Genomic DNA, 22,174 nt, shown 5'->3' with positions numbered 1-22,174 from the left:
TTTGCGAACTTAAAACACTCAAAAAAGCAAAAAAGACCTTGCGCTCTTTGCGGTTAAAAAAATTAGAACTTTAGAATTTATCATTTAGATTTAATTAAAAAGTCATGGGTAAAATAGGCGGATTTAAAGAATATAACAGAGCCGATGAAAGTAATTTAGCAGTAGCTGAGCGTGTTGCCAACTACAATGAGTTTACTATTCCGGTACCAAAAGATAAATTAAAAGAACAAGGATCAAGATGTATGGACTGTGGAATTCCTTTTTGCCACAGTGGTTGTCCGTTAGGAAATTTAATTCCTGACTTCAACGACATGGTGCATCAGGAAGAATGGCAGAGCGCGTTAGAGATTTTACAATCTACTAACAACTTTCCTGAATTTACAGGACGTTTATGTCCTGCTCCATGTGAAAAATCATGTGTATTAGGAATCATCAAAGATCCGGTTTCTATCGAAAACATCGAAAAAAGCATCGTTGAAAGAGGTTTCGCAGAAGGATGGATTAAACCACAAGCACCAAAAACAAGAACTGGAAAAACAGTTGCTGTTATTGGTTCTGGACCTGCAGGTCTTGCAGCTGCTCAACAATTAAACAGAGCGGGTCACACCGTTACTGTTTTTGAAAGAGACAACGCAATTGGAGGTTTATTACGTTACGGAATTCCAAATTTCAAATTAGAAAAAGGAATTATCGACCGTCGTGTAGCAATTCTTGAAGCAGAAGGAATCACTTTTAAAACAAATGTAAATGTTGGAGTTAATTTCAGTGTTGAAGAATTAAACCAATTCGATTCTATCGTTTTATGCGGAGGAGCAACTGAAAGAAGAAGCTTGCCGACTAAAGGAATCGAAAGCAAAGGCGTTGTTCAGGCAATGGATTTCTTAACACAGCAAACTAAAGTTTTATACGGAGAATCAATTCCAGACCAAGTTAAAGCAACTGGAAAAGACGTAATCGTTATTGGTGGTGGAGATACGGGTTCTGACTGTATCGGAACTTCAAACAGACACGGAGCTAAATCGGTAACCAACTTTGAGATTTTACCAAAACCTCCAGTTGGAAGAAGCGAATCAACTCCTTGGCCTTTCTGGCCGTTGCAGTTAAAAACATCTTCTTCTCACGAAGAAGGTTGCGACAGAAACTGGTTGATCAATACTAAAGAATTCATTTCTAATGATAAAGGTGAATTAACTGGATTAAAAACGGTTGAGGTGCAATGGAAAATGACTCCAGGTCAGCGTCCAGAATTAATCGAAAAAGAAGGTTCAGAGAAAATCTGGCCTTGCGATTTAGCTTTATTGGCTCTTGGATTTACAGGTCCGGAGAAAACGTTAAGCGAACAATTAGGAATCGAAACTGATATGAGAAGCAACTACAAAGCGCACAACTATCAGACAAACGTTCCTCATATCTTCACAGCTGGAGATATGCGTCGTGGACAATCATTAATCGTATGGGCTATTTCAGAAGGTCGCGAAGCTGCAAGAGAGGTAGATTTATTCCTTATGGGATCTACAAACTTGCCTACTAAAGGAAAAGGAGATCTTCCTAGCCTATAAAAACTAAACAAAAATACAACACATACTACCAACAAACCCTTGAATTAATAATTCAGGGGTTTTGTTTTTTTTAGCCACAGATTTCACAGATTAAATGGATTTTTTTGTTAGCCACGAATTGCACAAATTTACACGAATTTTTAATTTTGAATTTTCACAAAATGCTCAAAACATAGCCCGTGGTTTCAACCACGGGAAACGTACGGATTGGACGCAATCATATATTGCGTCCCCGTGGTTGAAACCACGGGCTATATTTGAATATAGAAACCAAAGAGAAGAGAAAAATTCGTGTAAATTTGTGCAATTCGTGGCTAACAAAAAATAATCTGTGCAAATCATTTTAATCTGTGGCAAAAAACAATTCCAGCAGTATTTAAGGATAAGTTAAATTAGTGAATTCGTAGCGAAAAACCTTTGTATCTTTGTCTCTCTGTCCCTTTGAACCTCCTACTATGTTACAAAATTCCAAAAACAGCAACTTTTTGTTTAAAAACAAACAATTTGTTACAATTTGTTATTTTTCTACAATTTATTTGTTGATACACAAAAGAGTAATAACTTTGCCCAAAATGATTTAAAAATGCAAGCAAAAGATTTACTGCAGTTAGCAGACCAATTTGGAAGTCCATTGTATGTTTACGATGCCGAAAAAATCCAATCTCAGTACAACCGATTAACTAAAGCTTTCTCTAAGGTAGAAAACTTAAGAGTTAATTACGCCATGAAGGCATTGTCTAATGTTGCGATTCTTCAGTTATTAAAGAACATGGGGTCTGGCTTAGACACTGTATCAATTCAGGAAGTTTTGTTAGGACTTCATGCTGGCTATGAACCCGAAAGAATTTTCTTTACACCAAACGGCGTTTCTCTTGAAGAAATCGAAGAAGTTGCCGCAATGGGTGTACAAATCAATATCGACAATTTATCTATTTTAGAGCAATTCGGAACGAGACATCCTAATATTCCGGTATGCATCCGTATCAACCCACACGTAATGGCGGGAGGAAATGCAAATATTTCTGTTGGACATATCGATAGTAAATTCGGAATTTCTGTTCACCAGATTCCGCATATCTTGCGAATTGTTGAAAATACAAAAATGAGTATTGTTGGAATTCACATGCACACAGGATCTGATATTTTAGATATCGAAGTATTCTTGTATGCTGCTGAAATCTTGTTCGACACGGCAAAACATTTCAAAGATCTACAATTCTTAGATTTCGGAAGCGGATTCAAAGTTCCTTACAAAAAAGACGATATCGAAACAGACATCGAAGAATTAGGTAAAAAATTATCAAAAAGATTTAATGCTTTCTGTACTGAATATGGAAGAGATTTAACATTGATTTTCGAACCAGGAAAATTCTTGGTAAGCGAAGCAGGTCATTTCTTAGTAAAAGTAAACGTAGTAAAACAAACAACCTCAACAGTTTTCGCCGGAATCGACAGTGGTTTCAACCATTTAATCCGTCCAATGTTTTACGGATCTTCACATCATATTGAAAACATTTCTAACCCGAAAGGAAAAGAGCGTTTTTATTCTGTTGTAGGATACATTTGTGAGACTGATACTTTTGCTAACAACCGTAGAATTGCAGAAATCACAGAAGGTGACATTTTAGAATTTAGAAATGCCGGAGCATACTGTTTCTCAATGTCATCCAACTACAATTCAAGATACAAACCAGCCGAAGTACTTTGGAAAGACGGAAAAGGAATCTTGATTCGTCAAGCCGAAACTTTCGAAGATTTACTTAAAAATCAAATTCCGTTACCAGAAGAAGTTGCTGCTGCGGTTTAACAATAGAAAAAAAAGGAATATCAACCTAATCCCGTTTCTTAATTGAGGCGGGATTTTTTTATCCGCTTTTTTTGTCATTCAAAATACAGCGAACAGACGAAATAAATCTTCGCAAGTAACTCTACAAAGTATATAACTTATCATCACAAAGACAAGAAACCAGAGAAAGTAACCACACAGTTTTGTCATTTCGACGTAAGGAGAAATCTTCGTAAGTAGCTCCACAAAGCATATCAAAAACAAAAGACAAAAAGAAAGAAAAAACTTAAATAAATTTTATCTTTAGCCAAAAAAAATGATACATCAAGAAGGCTATCATACTTAGTATATATACATTCTCACGAATAAATACAAAACCGTTTTCTACACAGGAGTCACAAATAATTTAAGAATCCGTTTAAGCCAGCATAAAGGAAATAATACAACTGGAAGCAAAACTTTTACATCAAAATACAATACAACATATTTGCTATACTATGAAAAGTTCACTTGGATACAAGAAGCAATTGCTCGTGAAAAAGAAATAAAAGACTGGCGAAGAGAAAAAAAAATCGAACTAATAAAAACTATTAATCCTGATTTAGATTTTTTGAATTATTTATTTGAATAATGTTTCCAATCTTTGTAGAGTTACTTACGAAGATTTCTCCTTCGTCGAAATTGACAAGATTGTTTATAAACTTTACGTAATCAAAACAAAAAAAAATATTTAATACCTAAACAAATGAACTTTGAAGTACTTAACATACGCAGGATAGACCCGGCAACAGGATATTTCAAATTACATCAAGATTATATTCTTTCTTATGATCATTATGATGGCTGGACTCAACGATTGTTAAGAGCTGGAATTTATATAGATATCATTTATGAATGTAAAGTTGAGATAGACTTTTATACAAAAAATCGGTATAAATTTGAAAAACAATTTGAATGCGAAATACCTTTTGAAATTAAAAATATAATTTCTGAAATAATGAACCTTGATCATCTCGTATTAAAACATAATTATGTAGATGGGGTTATGGAAGACTTCGGCGATCAACATTTTGTTATTAATAATAATGGTATATCTCATAATATTGGAGTAGGTTTTATGGAGAAAAAGCGTCAGCCGGAAAATCCTTCAGAAGAATTGTTTTTTGTTTTAATTGATCTTTTTGAAAAATGGCTTGAAAAACTTTATCAGGAATGTTTACAAGAATCTGTAATATCCAGTCAAATCATTTCAAACAATAAAGCTAACGTTCGGATCAAACGAAAACATAAAAAGTAAACCTTCACTTCTTCAAAAATACTAGATCTTTTCATCAAATTAAATATTAAAAATTAATCTTTTAATTCACTGTCATTACAATCCTATTAGTTAACTATGAGAATCATAATAAGAATATTATTTTTTATTGGAGTTTTTCTTTTTTTATGCAGTTATTTTATTACGCCATATACTATCAATGATGGAGAATACATTGTGATTGACGCAGATGCTTTAGAGTTCCTGAAAATGCTATACATCGTTACTAGTGTTATTTTTGGCTATTTATTTTTTGCATTTCTTAGCGTTTTTAAAAACAAGTTCTTTTTATTTTTTTCCTTAGTTTTTCTTGCCTTTAGTCTAATATTTTTAGCCAAAATGTTTTTATATTTTGATACCTTTTTAGACTGATAGGTTTTACTAAATGGATATAAAACCGACGTTTAAAACTCAAATAAAAATTCTATTTTAGCATACCAAATCAAACCCCAAATCCAATGAAACCTACAATTCTACTATCAACACTTTTCCTATTATTTGCAACCAATTCATTCAGCCAAACTCTATCAGATTTAAAACTAAAGCCAAAAGAAATCCCAAAAGGTTATATTGCAAACGACGGTAATATTTGTGTAACGCCTCAGGCATGTAATTTTTATACTGATATTGAAACTTACAGCAATATTGTTGGAACGGTAAAAAGTAAAGCCATTCAAAGTTTTAAAAATAAAGGAGATAAAGGCTCTATCATGTATTTTGAATTTGATCACGTATTCAAAGGCGATCGATTTCTACAAGGTTTGCTTTGGGGAAAAGCTGGCGAACCAACCGATGAACATCCGGAAGAGTATATTGCCAAGGGAAAATTTTTAGTAATTTGGAGTTTGAAAGCAGACAGTCCGCTAAAAAAGAAGTCTGAAGCTAAAGTAGAGGCTATTTTGGAGTAAAACCTAATCGGCTCTTCATTTTAAATGCTTAATTTTGCTCAATAAAAATAATTTAAAATGAAACCACAAATACGAATCCTGCTTTACTCCATCTTATTCTTCTTATACCTAACTTCGACTACATTTTTTCTTTCTATAGGCCAAAAATTAAAGACAGATCCTTACATTACTTTAGGTTGCGGATTTGCTCTTTTTAATCTTATTTATGCTTTTTTAGCATTAAAATGGAAACCGCTTTTAAATATCATACTTGCTGTTGGAATTGCTGCTTTGTCTTTATTTTTAGCGTTACAATTTACCAATTTACATCTTTTGGTTAATTACGATCCTTATCAGATTAAAACTGCAATATTTGCTAATGCTCTTATTGCAATTATTTTTTGGGAGATTGTATATCAAGTGAAAAACAGAATAAAATAAGTAAAATATAAATTGCCTCCAGCTTTAGCCGGATGTCAATAAAAGTCTTTCAAAAACGGCTTTAGCCAAAAACTTTATAAGTTTGGCTAAAGCCGTTTTCGTTTTCCCCACATACCTCCAGCTAAAGCTGGAGGCAATTTATGTTACTTCCTAAACTAGTTTTACATTTAGTTACTGATTACAACTACTTAAAAAACAATTCATTAAATTTACCCTTAAGCATTTAAAAATCAAATCCATGAAACGACAGCCATCCATAGACATTGTTCGAGGAATCGTAATGATTATTATGGCTCTCGATCATGTTCGGGATTTGATGCATGTTGATTCGATTACGCAAAGTCCAACCGATTTATCGACTACTTCCCCTTTGTTGTTTTTTACTCGTTTTATTACTCATTTGTGTGCGCCAACATTTATTTTTCTGGCTGGAACTTCGGTTTATCTTTCGCTTCAAAACAAAAATAATTTAGCCGAAACGAGAGCATTTTTATTCAAAAGAGGTCTTTGGTTGCTTTTACTTGAATTTACTGTTGTCAATTTTGGTTTATTCTTCGATATTGGTTTTCATTCTCTTTTGTTTGAAGTCATAGCCGCAATAGGTTTTGGATTTATCGTTTTAAGTTTTTTACTCAAAATCCGCACTCAAACTTTAAGTATTATTGGACTCTTAATACTCTTTTTCCACAATCTTCTACCGCTTATTCCTTTTGCCGAAAATTCTGTTCTTAAAGCTGTTTTAGCGCCACTTTTTAGTCCGGTTGTGTTTCCGTTTTCAGGAAGAGCTTTTATTATGGGATATCCGCCAATTCCATGGTTAGGCATAATGCTGGTTGGTTTCGCAACAGGAAAATTCTTTGTATTGGCTGAAGAGAAAAGAAAAAAACTATTCATTAAAATCGGTTTGAGCGCTTTGACATTGTTTACCATAATTCGTTTTGTAAATATTTATGGAGATCCTGCTTTGTGGACAACGCAAAAAGATGCTGTTTTTACCTTTCTATCTTTTATGAATGTAACTAAATATCCGCCTTCACTCCTGTTCTGTCTGGTTACTTTAGGTATTATGTTTTTACTGCTTGCCTTTGCTGAAAACTTCTCAAATAGAATTCAGAAAGTGACTTTGGTTTATGGAAAAGTCCCTTTGTTTTATTTTGTAATTCATTTTTATATCATTCATATTCTCACGCTTGTTATGCTTTTTGCACAAGGTTTCAGCTTTTCGCAATTTGAATTTACAACGGGAACTTTTGGAAGACCTAAAGACATAGAAAGCGGTTTCCCTATTTGGACAGTTTATCTAATTTGGATTTTTGTATTAGCGTTGCTTTACAAACCTTGTAAATGGTTTGGAAAACACAAAGCTGAAAATCAACATTGGTGGCTGAAATACATTTAAACTTCATTAAAAGTTAAAATACAAATGCTTTAAATTCTGTACGTATTTTTTTATATTAGCTTCTTTAAAATTTTTCCAAGCCAAAATAATGAAATAATGAAAATCAGAATTTTACTCCTCTTATCTTTAATTGCTGTTTCCTGTAAAAACGAAACAAAAACTGAAACTCCTCAGGTTACTCAAAAAGATACCATCCAAATTGCGCCAGAACCCGAAACTAAAGTTGCAGAAACTGATACAATAATAATTTCTAAAAAACATAAAATCAACCAAATTGTATGTGATTTGGACGGAGACGGAAAAAATGAAACCGTAGAAATTGTAAGAAGTACAAACAGTGATAAAAGCGGTTTAAGGATAACTTACGAAAACGGAAAAAGAACAGATTATCTTGGTTTAGGACATAATGTTTTAAATCAGGGATTTGACGAAATTGATTGGGCCGGAATATTCGAGAAAGCACCGAAAGGAGAAATTGTCTGGAACAATGTAAACGATGACGGCGAAATTATGGGCGATGAAGAAATTAAGGAAGAAGATAAAATAAAACTCCCAAATGACGGAATCTTTATTCATGCAGAAGAAAGCTGCGGTGGCGGTATTATTTATCTGAAAAACGGAAAATACGACTGGATACAGCAGGAATAAATTTTTCCAATTTTGTAAATTCTAAAATATTGAAAAATGAAAAATGCACCGGAAATTGCCAATCGTTTTAGAGAAACTATTTTAAACGGAACCTGGATTGCTAACACCAATTACAAAGATCAACTGCAGAATCTGGATTGGAAAATTGCTGTTACTCCGATTCAAAATCTAAATACGATTGCACTTCTGGCACAGCATATTCATTATTATATTGAAGGAATAAACAATGTCTTTAAAGGCGGAACACTCGACATAAAAGATAAGTTTAGTTTTGACTTTCCTCCTATTTCTTCACAAGAAGACTGGAACATATTTCTGACTCGATTCTGGAATGCAACCGAAGAATTTGCCTCTTTTGTTGAACAAATGTCTGACGAAGAGCTAAATCAGTATTTTGTGAATGAAAAGTATGGAAGTTACGAAAGAAATATCGACGCCATGATTGAACACAGCTATTATCATCTGGGACAAATTGTGTTGATTAAAAAATTACTGACCAATTAAAAAATGAAGAAACTAATTTTACTTTTATGCTTGTTACTACTATTTATAAGCTGCAAAAAAGACAAACAACCTCAGAAAAAAGAGAATAATACAGTTGAAGAAACAACCAATTTAACAGATTCCAAAAATGATAGTATTGCTTTATTAGCACTCACAAAAAAACTTTATAAATGGGTGGAAGAGAAAAATACCGGCAGCGATTTTAGCCCTATTGAAGGTAAAAATGTCGACAGCATTTATAACGGAATCGATATGAATCTTCATAAAGCCAGAGTCAAAGAGCTCGAAAACACGCATTTATTTTCAAAAGATTTTATTGCTAACTATAATAAAATTGCACTAAAAATTGACAGTGAATTTAAAAGCGGAGCTTTAAAATGGAATGTTGGCGAACTCCCGCCGTTTGGTTCCGGAGCAAGTCCCTGGTGTAATTGCCAGGATACGCCCAATCATTTTTTGGATAAAATCTGGATCATGCACCTTTCCATAGAAAACAACAAAGCCTTTTACAATTGGAGCTGGGGCGATGGCATTGTATATAATATTAAAGCTGTAAAAGAAAACAACGAATGGAAAATATCCTATCTGGAAGGTTTTGATTATGATAGTTTTGTCGAAAGTTTTCAGCAAACAAATGATTTTACCGGAAGGTGGGAAAATGGTATGGTTGCACTCAATATTGGAAAGACTTCTCTGGCTTTTGAATATCATGGTCAATGCGTTTACAATTATCCTGTTCGAAGAATAAGTGATACCCAATTTGAAATGATCTGGTCAAGAGAGATGGACTGCAAATTTGACAATGGCACAGATGAGACTTTTGGATTAAAAGATATTCCGCAAATTGGAAAGCCCTTTTCAAAAATTACACTTAAAAACAATGTTTTGCATGTTCAGTATTACTATAAAAAATGGGTAGAAAAATACAGCGAACAAGTAAGTGGTGTTTTTACTTCTGAATATGAAAAAGAACGTGAGGACGGGGACTATTAATCTTATAATCAAAGAGAAAAATCAAATGAAAAGAATACTATTATCACTCTTAATTCTGTTTTTGTTCTCCTGTAAAAAGAATGAAGAAAAAGACGAATCAAAAATTACAAATCAAAAAGCACAAGACACTGTAAAAGTAGAAACAGGAAACAATGACATAGCAAAGCCTGATACTTTAAAAATAAATTATCTCGAGCATAAAAACCTGCTGAATATCCTAACTCTAGTACCGGACAGTTCGATGGGAAGCTGGGAATGGAAAAAAGAAGACAGAATCGAATATGTAAAAAAAATACAACAAAACAATTATACACTCCCATCAAGAGATCATTTTTCCAGTATTGCACTTATACAACCTAACACGTTGCACATTGGAGTTGTTGACGGAAGCTGGATTTTGTCTATCTATAAAATAAAACCCAATAATTATATTGTCCTAACAGATGATATTGTGGGAGATGGAAATCAGTTTATGGCTTTCGAATATTTAAATGGTCAATTAACATACATCCCTTTCAAAGATGTATTTGATCCGTTTTTTACAACATTACTTATTAATGAAAACGATGAAAAATGCCTTGAATATTTTAAAGACAATTACATCGGTTTTGAATATGATTTTATTGGAACAAAAAAAATACATATTACTAATTCTTTATTAGAAGAAGCCAAAAGTTGTTTTAAAGGAAATACTCTTAATTATGAATTTAATCCAGTAATGAAAAAGTTCAACTTAATTAAAATATAAGACATAAAGCAATGAAAGCAAATCTCTTCATTTTACTATTTTGTGTGCAGTTTTCTTTTTCACAAAATACAGATCATCTCAATACTGTTTTGAAACAGCTTAAATTACAAGAAAAGCAAATAAACGTTCAGCTTTTTACTGAAAAAATATTACCCTATGACAAAAGTAAAAGCGTTTTAGTTGTTCCAAAGTATGCTACTGATATAGAAGAAGGTTCTTTCACACTGGACGCTTACATATTGGTAGTCGATAATGCAACAGGAAAAATAATTTCCAAATGTGTCGAACTCAATGCATGGACATCTGATGCTCTTATTTTAACCTCCATTACCATCGATACCGGTTTGTACCATTTAAACAAATCTACTAGAGCTTTTGGCGTAAGAGTAGATTATCGTACCCAAAGTCAACCTAATCCGTACAGCGAAACCAACTTGTCCTTATATACTGTAAATAAAAATGTACTGAAACCGGTGCTTCATAATTATAATATTTACAGATATCGCGGAGAATGGGACATGAAATGTAATGGTGAATTTGAAGACAATGATTCAACTATTGATATTGATAAACTGCAAACCAATAATTTTAATAATCTCATTGTAAAAACAAAGATTACTAAAACAAAAAATACCTTTAAAAATGAAGATTGTGTCTCTAAAGAAACAATTAAAAAAGAGACAACCAAATTGATTTTTAATGGCAAGGAATACAAATAGAGCAAAACAATCATTATTTAAACTTAACTAAAAATTACCAGATAAATGAAAACAAAACTTTTAGCCATACTAAGCATATTTTTCCTGATAAGTTGCAAAGATTCAAACAAAATTGAAAGAGAAAACGAACCTACAATTTACGGCGTCGAAAGTCAGGACGAAGAAATGAATGCGGCGATACTTAAAGCAAATGAAACTTTAAAAGATTTTAATGCAGGATTACTAAATCCTAAAGCTGAAAATCTGGCTTTAAAGGTTCAGTTTACCAATTCAAGCGGAACCGAACATATGTGGGTTGGAGATATTGTTTTTAAAGATGGGGAATATTCCGGGATTTTAAACAATGATCCTGAATATGTTAAAGAATATAAATCCGGTGATAAAATAGATATTGATCCTTCTAAAATTAGCGATTGGATGTATCTCGAAAATGGTAAATTATTTGGCGGTTATACCATAAAGGTGTTGCGAAACAGAATGAGCGAAGAAGAACGCAAACAATTTGATGCCGAAAGTGGTATGCAAATCGATTAATATATACTATTTTTAAAAATTATTCATGAGAAATATTTCCTTTTTATTGCTATTTATTACTCTCTTTTCAAGCTGTAAATCAGATAAAAAAGAGGAAAAAACAGTTAGTTTAAAAGATTCGGACATAAAAGAAACTCCTTTTGTTTTAAATGTTGAAAAGATAGATTCTACACAGTTTCCTGCTTCAATTAAATACGAAGGCTTTATCAAAAATGCTGTTCGGTGGAAAGATAAACTTGGCGATAATATTGTGATTACAACAGAAACAGGTTATCATATTAATCCCAAATTCAAGCATGAATTTGACGACAGCGCCGATGCAGAACTGTTCGCTTATCATTTTATAGTTTCAGGAGATAAAACCAAACAAGCCTGGAGAGTTTACGATTATATTTCAGATTGTCCGGTTGATATTGTGGCTTCCTTTGTAAAAGATACTTTTCAGATTACTGATTTGAACAATGACGGAATTGCTGAAGTCTGGTTAATGTACAAAACGGTCTGTCACGGTGATGTGAGTCCGTGTGACATGAAAATTATTATGTATGAGGGAGCGCAAAAATATGCAATGCGTGGCGAAAATAAAGTTCAGGTTGGAGTTTATGATAATGGCGAAAAACAATTTATAGGCGGGAAATTTAAGTTTGACGAAAAATTTACAAACGGCCCAAAAGTCTTTAAAGAATTCGCCCGTAAATTATGGAACGAAAATATCATGGAAAAATGGGAAAATTAAAAACAGATAAATCTTAAATCACAGATGAAAAATATACAAACTATACTTTTAATTCTTGCCATTACTGTTGGCTGTAAATCTTTGGCGCAAACTAAAGCAAAACCGGCTGTCCCTTCAAGAGAAACAGTTGAAGAGTTTTATGATGCCATTTTTGCAAACGACACCCAGAAAGCAGTTAAAATGATTGGTACAAAATTTCCAGCCAATTACGAACCGCAAAATAAAGTTACACCTCTACAAGCTGCAATCTGGCAAAATAATATAGCACTTGTAAAAGCCCTAGTCGAAAAAGGAGCAAAAATAAACAGCTCAAATGCTCAGGCTATTGATGTTGCGGCAGAAAAAGGAACTCTTGAAATTTTATCGTATCTAATTCAAAAAGGTGGTCCTATTTCTGATAAAGCTTTTAATACTGCAGGATTTAATCAGTTTTATGATGCCGCCAAATTACTTTTGCTAAAAGGCGCCAGTCAGGAAAAAGGAGATATTAGAGGTAAACTTTGGGTGTTTGAACAAGCGGTTCGAAAATCGGATTATGAGGTTTTGAATGCACTGAAATTAGATAAAGAAGAAGTTAACTCTCATAATTATGATGGAGAAACGGCTTTAATAATTGCTATTAAAAATAAAAATACCGAAATGGTAAAATACCTGCTGAAAAAAGGAGCTGATAAAAATAAACCGGAAACTTTTGATGCCGGCGATGATATTTCGTATGGCAAAAAACCTATTCAGATTGCTACTAAAATGAAATTAACAGAGATTGTAAAACTGCTTAAATAGCTGAATGTTTTTTTGTAATTTTTATTTAAGACAAGGTTTTTACTTTACTTCTTATAAAAACTAAACGTTCTGATCTAGCCCCGATAGAGCCGATATCCTCGTAATGAAATGGAGAGATAAAGGCGAAAGCGGGACTGAACGTTCTTATGAAATTGATAGCATCTGCTCCTTAAAATAAATCTGAAAAAAGGCATAGTTGTTGAAAGTTAAATGAAATATATTTACACCTTCAAAAGAAACACTATGCAAAAAACTACTTTACTCTTTTCTATATTCTTTTTGATTCTTTCTTCTTGTGGCGTAAAAACGACTCAGGCTTTAATTAGCGACGGGAATTATGATGGCGCAATTGATCGCGCGGTTGAAGCTTTGAGAACCAACAAAGATTCTAAAGGAAAACAAGATTATGTTTATTTACTGGAAGAGGCTTTTGCTAAAGGGAAAGAAAGAGATTTACGCAATCTTGAAATGCTCTCTAAAGATGCAAATCCGGCCAATGCAGAACGTATTTACAACACTTATTTACAACTGAATAACCGTCAGGAAAAAATCAGACCGATTTTACCTTTGAGGTTAATAAAGCTCGGGAAAAATGCTTATTTCCCGTTTGATAATTATTCGAATGAGATTGTAAACAGTAAAAACGCTCTTTCTAAATATTTGTATGAAAACGCTTCTACCCTTTTGAAATCGAATAACAAAATGGATTTTAGAAAAGCTTACGATGATTTTGCTTATTTGGAAAGTATCAATCCCGGTTACAAAAACACCAAAAAATTAATGGATGATGCTCTGTTTAAAGGAACCGATTTTGTGGATGTTTATGCGAAAAATGAAACCAATATGGTGATTCCGAAAATGCTTCAGGAGGATCTTTTGGATTTTAAAACCTACGGATTAAATGATAAATGGACTGTTTATCACAGCACAAGACAGAAAAACACAATTTATGATTATAGTCTGATTATTAATTTCAGAGATATTTATATTTCGCCGGAACAAATTAAAGAGAAAGAATTTATTAAAGAAAGACAGATAAAAGATGGTGTAAAAACACTTTTGGACAGTCGCGGAAGACCTGTTAAAGATAGTTTAGGCAAAGAAATTAAAGTCGATAATATTAAAATTCTTCGTGCTACGGTTTATGAATTCAGACAATTTAAATCTTGTCAGGTAACGGCAAAAGTGGATTATGTGGATTTGAAAACGAATCAGTTAGTGCAGACATTTCCTATTAGCAGTGAGTTTGTTTTTGAGAATGTTTATTCGAAATACAAAGGAGACCGCAATGCCTGTGAGGATAATTATCAAAATTATTTTTTGAAACGAGCTGTTCCGTTTCCAAATAATGAGCAAATGGTTTTTGATACAGGCGAAGATCTGAAAGCTAAGCTTAAAGATATTATTGTCAGAAATAAATTTAGAAGATAATTATGTAACGCATAATTCCGGAAAAAGGCGCAATTTTAATGCGCCTTTTTTTGTTTACGTTCTTTTCTTTAAAAAAATACTCTTTTTTTTATTGCGCAACCAAAAAGTTGCATATATTTGCAACTGATTAGTTGCGCAATAATTTTTACAACAATGAAACGAGATATTTTTCAGGCTATTGCCGATCCGACGCGAAGAGCGATTTTAGTTTTGATTTCTTCGACTGCATTAACACCAAATGCAATTGCAGAACAATTTCAAACGACTAGACAAGCTGTTTCTAAACACATTAAAATATTAAACGAATGTGATTTGCTGGAAGAAAAAAAATTGGGCAGAGAAATTTATTATCAGCTCAAAATTGATAAAATGAAAGAAATTGATCATTGGCTGGAACAATTCAAGAAAATCTGGGAGCAGCGTTTTGATCAGCTTGATCAAGTATTACTTAATTTAAAATCTAAAGAAAATGAAATCTGATCTTTTAATGCATTTTTCTATAGACAAGGAAAATAAAACTGTGAATATCCAACGCGAATTCAATGCGTCATTGTCAAACGTTTGGTCTGCCTGGACAGAAGCCTATATTTTGGATAAATGGTGGGCACCTGCTCCGTTTGAATCCAAAACCAAGTTTATGGATTTTAGAGAAGGCGGAAAAAGATTATATGCCATGGTAAGTCCGCAAGGAGAAGAACGCTGGGCTATTTTTGAATATACTTCGATTTCTCCAAAAACTAATTTTAAACATTCTTCTACTTTTTGCGATGCCGATGGAAATCCGAATTCTGAGATTGGAAGTTCGTATTGGGATCTAACATTTTCAGAAAATGGCGATTTAACGACTGTTGACATTTCCATAAAACGAGACAGTTTAGCCGAATTGGAAAAAATAATTGAAATGGGATTCAAAGAAGGCTTTACCATGACTTTGCAAACTCTTGACAAAATTCTGGAAGCAAAATAAAACGATTCGATAAGGTAATTTTAATGAATTTAAAATCTAAAGAAAATGAAATCAAATCTGTTAATGAATTTTACTGTAGATAAAGAAAATAATACTGTAAATGTAAAACGTGAATTCAGCGCATCTTTGCCAAATGTTTGGTCTGCATGGACTGAAGCTGCAATTTTAGATCAATGGTGGGCGCCTGCTCCGTGGAAATCGCGAACAAAGAGTATGGAATTTAAAGAAGGCGGAAGAAGATTATATGCTATGGTTGGCCCTGAAGGTCAAGAACATTGGGCCCTTGCTGATTATACATCTATAAATCCGAAAACAAATGTAAAATGGCTGGATGCTTTTTGTGACAGCGAAGGGAATTTGAATGACGAATTTCCACGTTCTGACTGGGATGTAACTTTTTCTGAAGAAGGAAGCTCTACTTTTGTGGATATTGCAATCAAACATGAAAAACTTTCTGATCTGGAAATGATCATCCAAATGGGCTTTAAAGAAGGCTTTACCATTGCAATGGAAGGCCTGGATGCCATTTTTTCGGGAAAAGCATAATAAAACCGTTAAATAACTTATACAAATCCTGTCTCAAGAGCAGGATTTTTTTATTTTTACAAAATATTGAAAGCGATTCCCCTTCGCAAATTTCAATAAAAGTAATCTAAGTATGTATTTTCACTATATTACGCATTTCTAACCTACTAAAAACATTGCATTTGGATAAATTATAGTCAATCAATTTTCTTTCATCATTGTTATGAAAAAAGTATTTTTAATTTCTTTTATTTTAATATCTTTTTTGAGCTTTGGTCAAGAAAATTGCAATAACGGCATCGATGATGACGGGGATGGAAAAATTGACCTTAATGATGAAGACTGTAAATGTTCCGTTTCTCCTCAAACAAGTTTAATAAACAATCATGATTTTGAGCTAAAGAATGACTGTCCCAGCACTTTTGCTCAATTTTATAAAGTAGAAAACTGGTTTTTACCCAGTACCGCAACGTCAGATTATATTAATTCTTGTGGTTTTATACCCGCTTCTGCAACTGATGCCGGAGTTTATCCTTTTCCTGCAAGAAATGGAAATGGAGTTGCCGGAATATTAATTTCTCAAGACTACAAAGAGTTTATTGCAGCTTGCACAAATACTACTTTAAAAGGCGGAACAAAATATCAGGTAAATTTTGATATAGCTGCTTCTACTTCGGGCAGAGACGCTTTTAACAATCTTCCGTTAGGACAAGTCTGTAACTCGGGCAAATTAAATGGCGGAAAAGTAGACATAACCATTTACGGCAGAGCCAATTGTAATAAAACAATTCCTGTTAACAGTAATAAATTTCCACCAGATTGGATTATACTGGGTAAAGCAACTTATTTGCCTTCAAAAAAATGGGGACAATTAACAATAGAATTTACCCCACCTTTCGATATGAATTCCATAATGTTAGGAGCTCCAAAGGAATTATCTGACAGTTATGTTAATGAATATGACTACCAGTTATGCTATCCCTACTTTTATATAGATAATGTCCTTTTAAACAAATCTTCAGATTTAGGGCTTAGCATAACTTCAACAGGTAGTTTCTGTGAAAACAATTTAGTTTTAAATGCTCAGATAGACGCTAGTCTAGGTTCAGGTTATACTTATCAATGGTACAAAGACGGCATTGCAATTGTTGGAGAAACAAACAGTACACTTTCTATAGCTTTTGCTTCAGCAAATATTGGCAATTATCAGGTAAAAATTACTAATGCTACTTCTTGCAAAATAAGTCCGCTTTATAATGTTAGCGAAATTATCGATGTACCTGAATATTCAATTGATCAAAGTGCGTGTTTTCCGGGAATTACAACGCTAACCATTACTACTCCGGCAGATGAATATAGTTTCGACGGCGGCATCACATATTCATCAAATCCGACTAAAAGCGGTCTGACTGCATCGTTCAATCCTATCTCTATCTCGATAAAGAAAAATGGTTGTTATTCGAATCTGAGAAATGTTATTTTAACTTATCCTCCATTAGAAACCATTACAACACTTCCTAAGGTTACTATAAAACAACCCACTTGCGATCAAAACAATGGTTCTCTTACTGTGACAACTCCAGCTTTAGAATATAGTTTTGATGACGGGGTTACATGGGGCACAAATCCTGTATTAGAAAACTTACCTCCAGATCCGCACCATGATTATAAAATCAGAATAAAAACAAAACTGGGTTGTATTTCTAATGCTTATTATGCGGTAATTTATCCTTTTTTACTACCAATGCCAACTGTTACGCAAACCAATGCAAGTTGTGGAATTGGCGGTACAATATCAGTAACATCTTCTCCATCTTATCAATACAGCATTGATAACGGAATAAACTGGTCGACAGATCCTGTTTTTAAAAATTTAAAAGCGAACTCGTATGGCGTTATAATTAAAAATGAAAAAGGGTGTATATCGCAACAAAAAGTGGTTTACATAGGAACCGATTACACCAAAAAACCTGAAGTTACTTCTACACAACCTACATGTGGTATTCTTGGAAGCATTACCATTACGACCAGCGCGTCACAATACAGCTTTGATGACGGAATGTCCTGGACAAATAATAACACAATGAATAATTTAAAATCAGGCTGGTACACTGTAAAAGTCAAAGATGATGCTGGCTGTATTTCATTATCAGAATCAGTGTTTATTCGAAGTTATATACTTGAAACTGAACTAAACTATACTTTTGAAAATGCGAACTGTTACAACAACGGAAGCATTAAAATCACCACTAATGCCAAAGAGTATAGTATTGATAATGGAGAAACCTGGTGTTCCAATCCTTTATTTTCAAATCTTCCAGCGGGAGATTATTTTATAAAAGTACGTAGCATGGTTAATTGCGAATCTATTGCAAAGTATGTCCCATTAAGAGATATTTCGACAAGCACTCCTGATTATACAATAAAAAATGCAGGCTGTAATTCTTTTGGAAGCATTACCATAACAACACCGGCTGATTACTATAGTTTTAATAACGGTTTAACATGGTCAGAAAACAACACAATTTCAAATTTAAGCGGTATTTTAAATTTTACGCTATTGGTAAGAAATGGAACTAGTTGTTTTTCTCAGCCAGGTAGTATCACTTTTAATTCTACTATTTTGACAAATCCTACCGTTAACCATCATCATGTTTCTATTTGTGATGAACTAAATAACAACCTTGAAACGGTAAATTTATCATCATATGCATGTCATTTAATTAATAACTATTCGAATTATACTTTTCATTATTTCGTATCGCAATCCGATGCAGAAGATTTAGTCTTAACAAATGAAATTAACAATTTTACAAACTACGAAGTTTCTAATAACACCACAATTTTTGCTGCCGTTATATCTCCTGAAAATTGTTATAGTGTTGCCGAAATTAAATTTTCATTACTTAAGCCTCCAACATTTAATTTAATTCCGGATTCTGTTATACTTTGTGAAAATGAAACTGTTTTGGTTGATGCCGGAAATACTTTTGACAGTTATTTATGGTCTACAGGAGCTACAACAAGTTCCATTGTGATTAATGAACCTGGCAATTATTCCTTAACTGCGACATCTAAATATGGAGATCAGATTTGTACTTCTACTAAAAATTTTAATGTCATTTTATCCAATCGGGCCACAATCCTAAAGATTGTTACACAAGATTTTACAGAGAACAATAACATCATAGAAGTAGATGTTTCCGGCAAAGGTCTTTATGAATATTCTTTGGACGGTATTTCTTATCAGAATGATCCCGTTTTTCAAAATTTGTCAAGCGGCATTTACACCGTTTATGTTCGCGATAAAAATAATTGTGGCACCATAACCGGAGAAGTTTTTTTACTAATGTATCCAAAATTTTTCACTCCAAACGGAGATGGATTTAATGATACCTGGAATGTAGATCTTTCTTCTTTAGAACCGGAAATGGAAATAAGCATATTTGATCGCTATGGACAACTTATAAAAAAACTGAATCATTCCAATTCCTGGGATGGAACATTTAATGGTCAAAACCTGCCTGCCGATGACTATTGGTTTATTGTTAAAAGACAAAATGGAAAAGAATTTAAAAGCCACTTTAGTTTGAAAAGATAAAGATTGAAGGCTCATGGAAATACAGTTTTTTTTTGTATTTTCGGCTTAAATACAGAATAATTACAGCCAAATTAATGAACAAATTTATTACCCTAGCTTTTCTTCTTTTATCTTCCTCCTTAGCATTCAGTCAAAAAAGCAAAGCAAAAAATACAGAAATGCCTAAACCTTTTGTTTTAGGTGTTATTGAAGAAATCCAATCCAAAGAATTAAAGGAAAAAAGAATTCTAAACATTTATCTTCCCGAAGGCTATAATCCGTCTGAAAGCGAAAAATATCCTGTTATCTATTTACTTGACGGTTCTGCTGACGAAGATTTTATTCATATTTCCGGATTAGTTCAGTTTAATAGTTTTGAATGGATCAATCAGGTTCCTAAATCAATTGTAGTTGGAATTGCAACTGTAGACCGAAGAAGAGATTTTACATTTCCAACAACCATTGAAAATGACAAAACCCGTTTTCCAACTACTGGTCATTCCGATAAGTTTATTGCTTTTATCGAAAAAGAATTACAGCCTTTTATTGATAAAAAATACAAAACGAGTGAATCTAAAACAATCATAGGACAATCTTTAGGCGGATTATTGGAAACTGAAATTCTGCTAAAGAAACCATTTCTTTTTAATAAATATGTCATTGTCAGTCCGAGTTTATGGTGGAATAATGGTTCGCTTCTGGATTTAGATTCTGAAATACTGAAAGAAAATTTTAAACAACAAACCGATATTTTTATTGCCGTTGGAAAAGAAGGATTAACGCCAACTGAAATTCCGAGAGTTATGGAAGTCGATGCTAATGTATTAGCTGAAAAAATAAAGGCATCTAAAAGTAAAAACATAAGAGTGTATTTCGATTATTTCCCTGAAGAAAACCATGGAACAATTTTGCATCCTGCAGTTGGGAGTTCTTTTAAATTCTTTTATCCTAAAAATAACGAATAAACCTTATTATATTTTAAAATGTGAGATGCAAATTAAAATCTTTGCCTCTCACATTTTATAATTTTACCCCAACCATCCTTCTCTGTCCAAACTTCTGTATTGAATAGCCTCAGAAATATGATGCGAAACAATACTTTCTGAATGTTCTAAATCGGCGATAGTTCTGGAAACTTTCAAAATCCTGTCGTAAGCTCTGGCAGAAAGATTTAGCCTTTCCATTGCTGTTTTCAATAATTCTTTTGAAGCCTCATCCAAAACGCAATATTCTCTGATTAGTTTACTGCTCATTTGGGCATTATAATGCACATTTTCTACAGCTTCAAATCTTTTGGTTTGAATTTCCCTCGCAGCAGTTACACGTTTACGAATTTCAACGCTGCTTTCTGCTTTTCGATCATCAGACAATTTCTCAAACGGAACCGGCGTAACTTCTATATGAATATCTATTCGGTCTAACAACGGTCCTGAAATTTTACTCATGTAACGCTGCATGTCATGAGGGGAAGTCGTATTAGGTGAACCCGGATCATTAAAGAAACCACTTGGACTAGGATTCATACTTGCGACCAACATAAAAGATGACGGATATGTAATCGTAAATTTTGCGCGTGAAATTGTAACTTCTCTGTCTTCCAATGGCTGACGCATTACTTCTAAAACGTCTCGTTTAAATTCAGGAAGTTCATCTAAAAATAAAACTCCATTATGTGCCATTGAAATTTCTCCTGGTTGTGGATAACTTCCTCCTCCAACTAATGCCACATTAGAAATAGTATGATGCGGACTTCTAAATGGTCGTTGGTTCATCAATCCTACCTCTTTTAGTTTTCCTGCAACACTATGAATTTTTGTTGTTTCTAATGCTTCGCGTAAAGTCATAGGAGGTAAAATACTTGGTACTCGTTTGGCCAGCATCGTTTTTCCTGCTCCCGGCGGACCAATTAAAATAATGTTATGTCCACCCGCTGCCGCAATTTCCATACAGCGTTTAATACTTTCTTGTCCACGAACATCTGAAAAATCATGTTCAGGAAAATCAAGTGTTTTATAGAATTCTGCTCTTGTATCGATAACTGTTGGTTCAAGAGTTCCTTTTCCGGAAAAGAAATCGATTATTTCTTTCAGATTAGCAACCCCATACACATCAAGTCCGGCTACGATTGCAGCTTCTTTTACGTTTTGAATCGGCAGAAAAAAGCCTTTATAGCCTTCTTCTTTTGCTTTTATGGCAATCGGTAAAGCTCCCCGAATAGGCTGCAAACTACCATCAAGCGAAAGTTCTCCCATTATAATATAACGTTCAATTTCCGGAGCTTTGATTTGATCTGAACCCACCAGAATTCCCATCGCTAAAGTTAAATCATACGAAGAACCTTCTTTTCTTAGATCAGCAGGAGCCATATTGATTGTGATTCTTTTTCCCGGTAAACTATAACCATTATTTTTAAGTGCTGCCGCAATCCTGAAACTGCTTTCTTTTATGGCATTATCCGGTAATCCAACCAAGTGATAACCAATGCCTTTATCCATATGAACCTCAATGGTTATTGTGGTTGCTTCAACTCCAAAAACAGCACTCCCGTAAACTTTTACTAACATAAATATCTTTTCATTAAATGTTTTTAAATCTAATGAAAATAATTTAAAATATAAT

The 22,174-nt window shown here is 33.4% G+C and carries 22 protein-coding genes; 21 read left to right on the top strand and 1 reads right to left on the bottom strand.

The genetic code is table 11. The features are described from left to right. Positions 1–104: 104 nt before the first annotated feature. From HYN56_RS11960 to HYN56_RS11850, 21 genes are all read left to right on the top strand, one after another. Positions 105–1,559: a glutamate synthase subunit beta gene (locus tag HYN56_RS11960; protein ID WP_109192381.1), complete on the top strand. Its 1,455-nt coding sequence runs from the start codon at positions 105–107 to the stop codon at positions 1,557–1,559. A gap of 514 nt (positions 1,560–2,073) precedes the next feature. After that, positions 2,074–3,366: a diaminopimelate decarboxylase gene (gene lysA / locus HYN56_RS11950; RefSeq protein WP_394336274.1), complete on the top strand. Its 1,293-nt coding sequence runs from the start codon at positions 2,074–2,076 to the stop codon at positions 3,364–3,366. 328 nt (positions 3,367–3,694) lie between these two features. Next, positions 3,695–3,976 carry a GIY-YIG nuclease family protein gene (locus tag HYN56_RS11945; protein ID WP_240622699.1) on the top strand — a complete coding sequence of 94 codons (282 nt, stop codon included), beginning with the start codon at positions 3,695–3,697 and terminating at the stop codon, positions 3,974–3,976. A 114-nt stretch (positions 3,977–4,090) separates the two neighbouring features. Further along, positions 4,091–4,642 (top strand): hypothetical protein, encoded by a 552-nt coding sequence (locus HYN56_RS11940; protein ID WP_109192378.1) that lies wholly within the window; start codon positions 4,091–4,093, stop codon positions 4,640–4,642. A 476-nt stretch (positions 4,643–5,118) separates the two neighbouring features. Next, positions 5,119–5,568 (top strand): hypothetical protein, encoded by a 450-nt coding sequence (locus HYN56_RS11930; protein ID WP_109192376.1) that lies wholly within the window; start codon positions 5,119–5,121, stop codon positions 5,566–5,568. A gap of 57 nt (positions 5,569–5,625) precedes the next feature. Further along, positions 5,626–5,988: a hypothetical protein gene (locus HYN56_RS11925; RefSeq protein ID WP_109192375.1), complete on the top strand. Its 363-nt coding sequence runs from the start codon at positions 5,626–5,628 to the stop codon at positions 5,986–5,988. A gap of 238 nt (positions 5,989–6,226) precedes the next feature. Next, positions 6,227–7,387, top strand: coding sequence for a DUF1624 domain-containing protein (locus HYN56_RS11920; RefSeq protein ID WP_109192374.1), 1,161 nt, complete (start codon positions 6,227–6,229; stop codon positions 7,385–7,387). A 96-nt stretch (positions 7,388–7,483) separates the two neighbouring features. Continuing rightward, positions 7,484–8,035: a hypothetical protein gene (locus HYN56_RS11915; RefSeq protein ID WP_109192373.1), complete on the top strand. Its 552-nt coding sequence runs from the start codon at positions 7,484–7,486 to the stop codon at positions 8,033–8,035. Between the two features lie 36 nt (positions 8,036–8,071). Then, positions 8,072–8,539, top strand: a complete 468-nt coding sequence (locus HYN56_RS11910; RefSeq protein ID WP_109192372.1) for a DUF1572 domain-containing protein — start codon at positions 8,072–8,074, stop codon at positions 8,537–8,539. Between the two features lie 3 nt (positions 8,540–8,542). Then, entirely contained in the window at positions 8,543–9,532 is a 990-nt protein-coding gene (locus HYN56_RS25160; RefSeq protein WP_205727656.1) for a hypothetical protein, read from the top strand. 25 nt (positions 9,533–9,557) lie between these two features. Next, positions 9,558–10,280, top strand: a complete 723-nt coding sequence (locus HYN56_RS11900) for a hypothetical protein (protein ID WP_146194591.1) — start codon at positions 9,558–9,560, stop codon at positions 10,278–10,280. An 11-nt stretch (positions 10,281–10,291) separates the two neighbouring features. Then, the gene (locus tag HYN56_RS11895; RefSeq protein WP_109192370.1) at positions 10,292–10,999 is read left to right on the top strand and encodes a PA3715 family protein; all 708 of its coding nucleotides are present in this window, start codon (positions 10,292–10,294) and stop codon (positions 10,997–10,999) included. A 45-nt stretch (positions 11,000–11,044) separates the two neighbouring features. Next, positions 11,045–11,533 (top strand): YegJ family protein, encoded by a 489-nt coding sequence (locus HYN56_RS11890; protein WP_109192369.1) that lies wholly within the window; start codon positions 11,045–11,047, stop codon positions 11,531–11,533. Between the two features lie 25 nt (positions 11,534–11,558). Then, a complete protein-coding gene (locus HYN56_RS11885) occupies positions 11,559–12,269 on the top strand; it encodes a M949_RS01915 family surface polysaccharide biosynthesis protein (RefSeq protein WP_109192368.1) in 711 nt (236 codons plus the stop codon). A 24-nt stretch (positions 12,270–12,293) separates the two neighbouring features. Beyond that, entirely contained in the window at positions 12,294–13,052 is a 759-nt protein-coding gene (locus HYN56_RS11880) for an ankyrin repeat domain-containing protein (RefSeq protein WP_109192367.1), read from the top strand. 243 nt (positions 13,053–13,295) lie between these two features. Continuing rightward, on the top strand, positions 13,296–14,483 hold the full coding sequence (locus HYN56_RS11875) for a hypothetical protein (protein ID WP_109192366.1): 1,188 nt from the start codon (positions 13,296–13,298) through the stop codon (positions 14,481–14,483). Positions 14,484–14,636: 153 nt separating this feature from the next. After that, positions 14,637–14,963 carry an ArsR/SmtB family transcription factor gene (locus tag HYN56_RS11870; RefSeq protein ID WP_109192365.1) on the top strand — a complete coding sequence of 109 codons (327 nt, stop codon included), beginning with the start codon at positions 14,637–14,639 and terminating at the stop codon, positions 14,961–14,963. Beyond that, the gene (locus HYN56_RS11865; protein ID WP_109192364.1) at positions 14,953–15,450 is read left to right on the top strand and encodes an SRPBCC family protein; all 498 of its coding nucleotides are present in this window, start codon (positions 14,953–14,955) and stop codon (positions 15,448–15,450) included. Before HYN56_RS11870 ends, HYN56_RS11865 begins: the two co-directional genes overlap by 11 nt. 45 nt (positions 15,451–15,495) lie before the next feature. Next, positions 15,496–15,996, top strand: a complete 501-nt coding sequence (locus HYN56_RS11860) for an SRPBCC family protein (RefSeq protein WP_109192363.1) — start codon at positions 15,496–15,498, stop codon at positions 15,994–15,996. Positions 15,997–16,240: 244 nt separating this feature from the next. Further along, entirely contained in the window at positions 16,241–19,576 is a 3,336-nt protein-coding gene (locus HYN56_RS11855; protein WP_167398308.1) for a T9SS type B sorting domain-containing protein, read from the top strand. 74 nt (positions 19,577–19,650) lie between these two features. Then, entirely contained in the window at positions 19,651–20,520 is an 870-nt protein-coding gene (locus tag HYN56_RS11850) for an alpha/beta hydrolase (protein WP_109192361.1), read from the top strand. A gap of 63 nt (positions 20,521–20,583) precedes the next feature. On the opposite strand, the gene HYN56_RS11845 is transcribed toward HYN56_RS11850, so the two are convergent. Further along, positions 20,584–22,119 carry a YifB family Mg chelatase-like AAA ATPase gene (locus tag HYN56_RS11845; RefSeq protein WP_109192360.1) on the bottom strand — a complete coding sequence of 512 codons (1,536 nt, stop codon included), beginning with the start codon at positions 22,117–22,119 and terminating at the stop codon, positions 20,584–20,586. Between the last annotated feature and the right edge of the window lie 55 nt (positions 22,120–22,174).

This window comes from Flavobacterium crocinum (assembly GCF_003122385.1).
GTDB lineage: Bacteria > Bacteroidota > Bacteroidia > Flavobacteriales > Flavobacteriaceae > Flavobacterium > Flavobacterium crocinum.
Note: the sequence above shows the minus strand (reverse complement) of the source record. Positions and strands in the feature narration are given on the sequence as shown.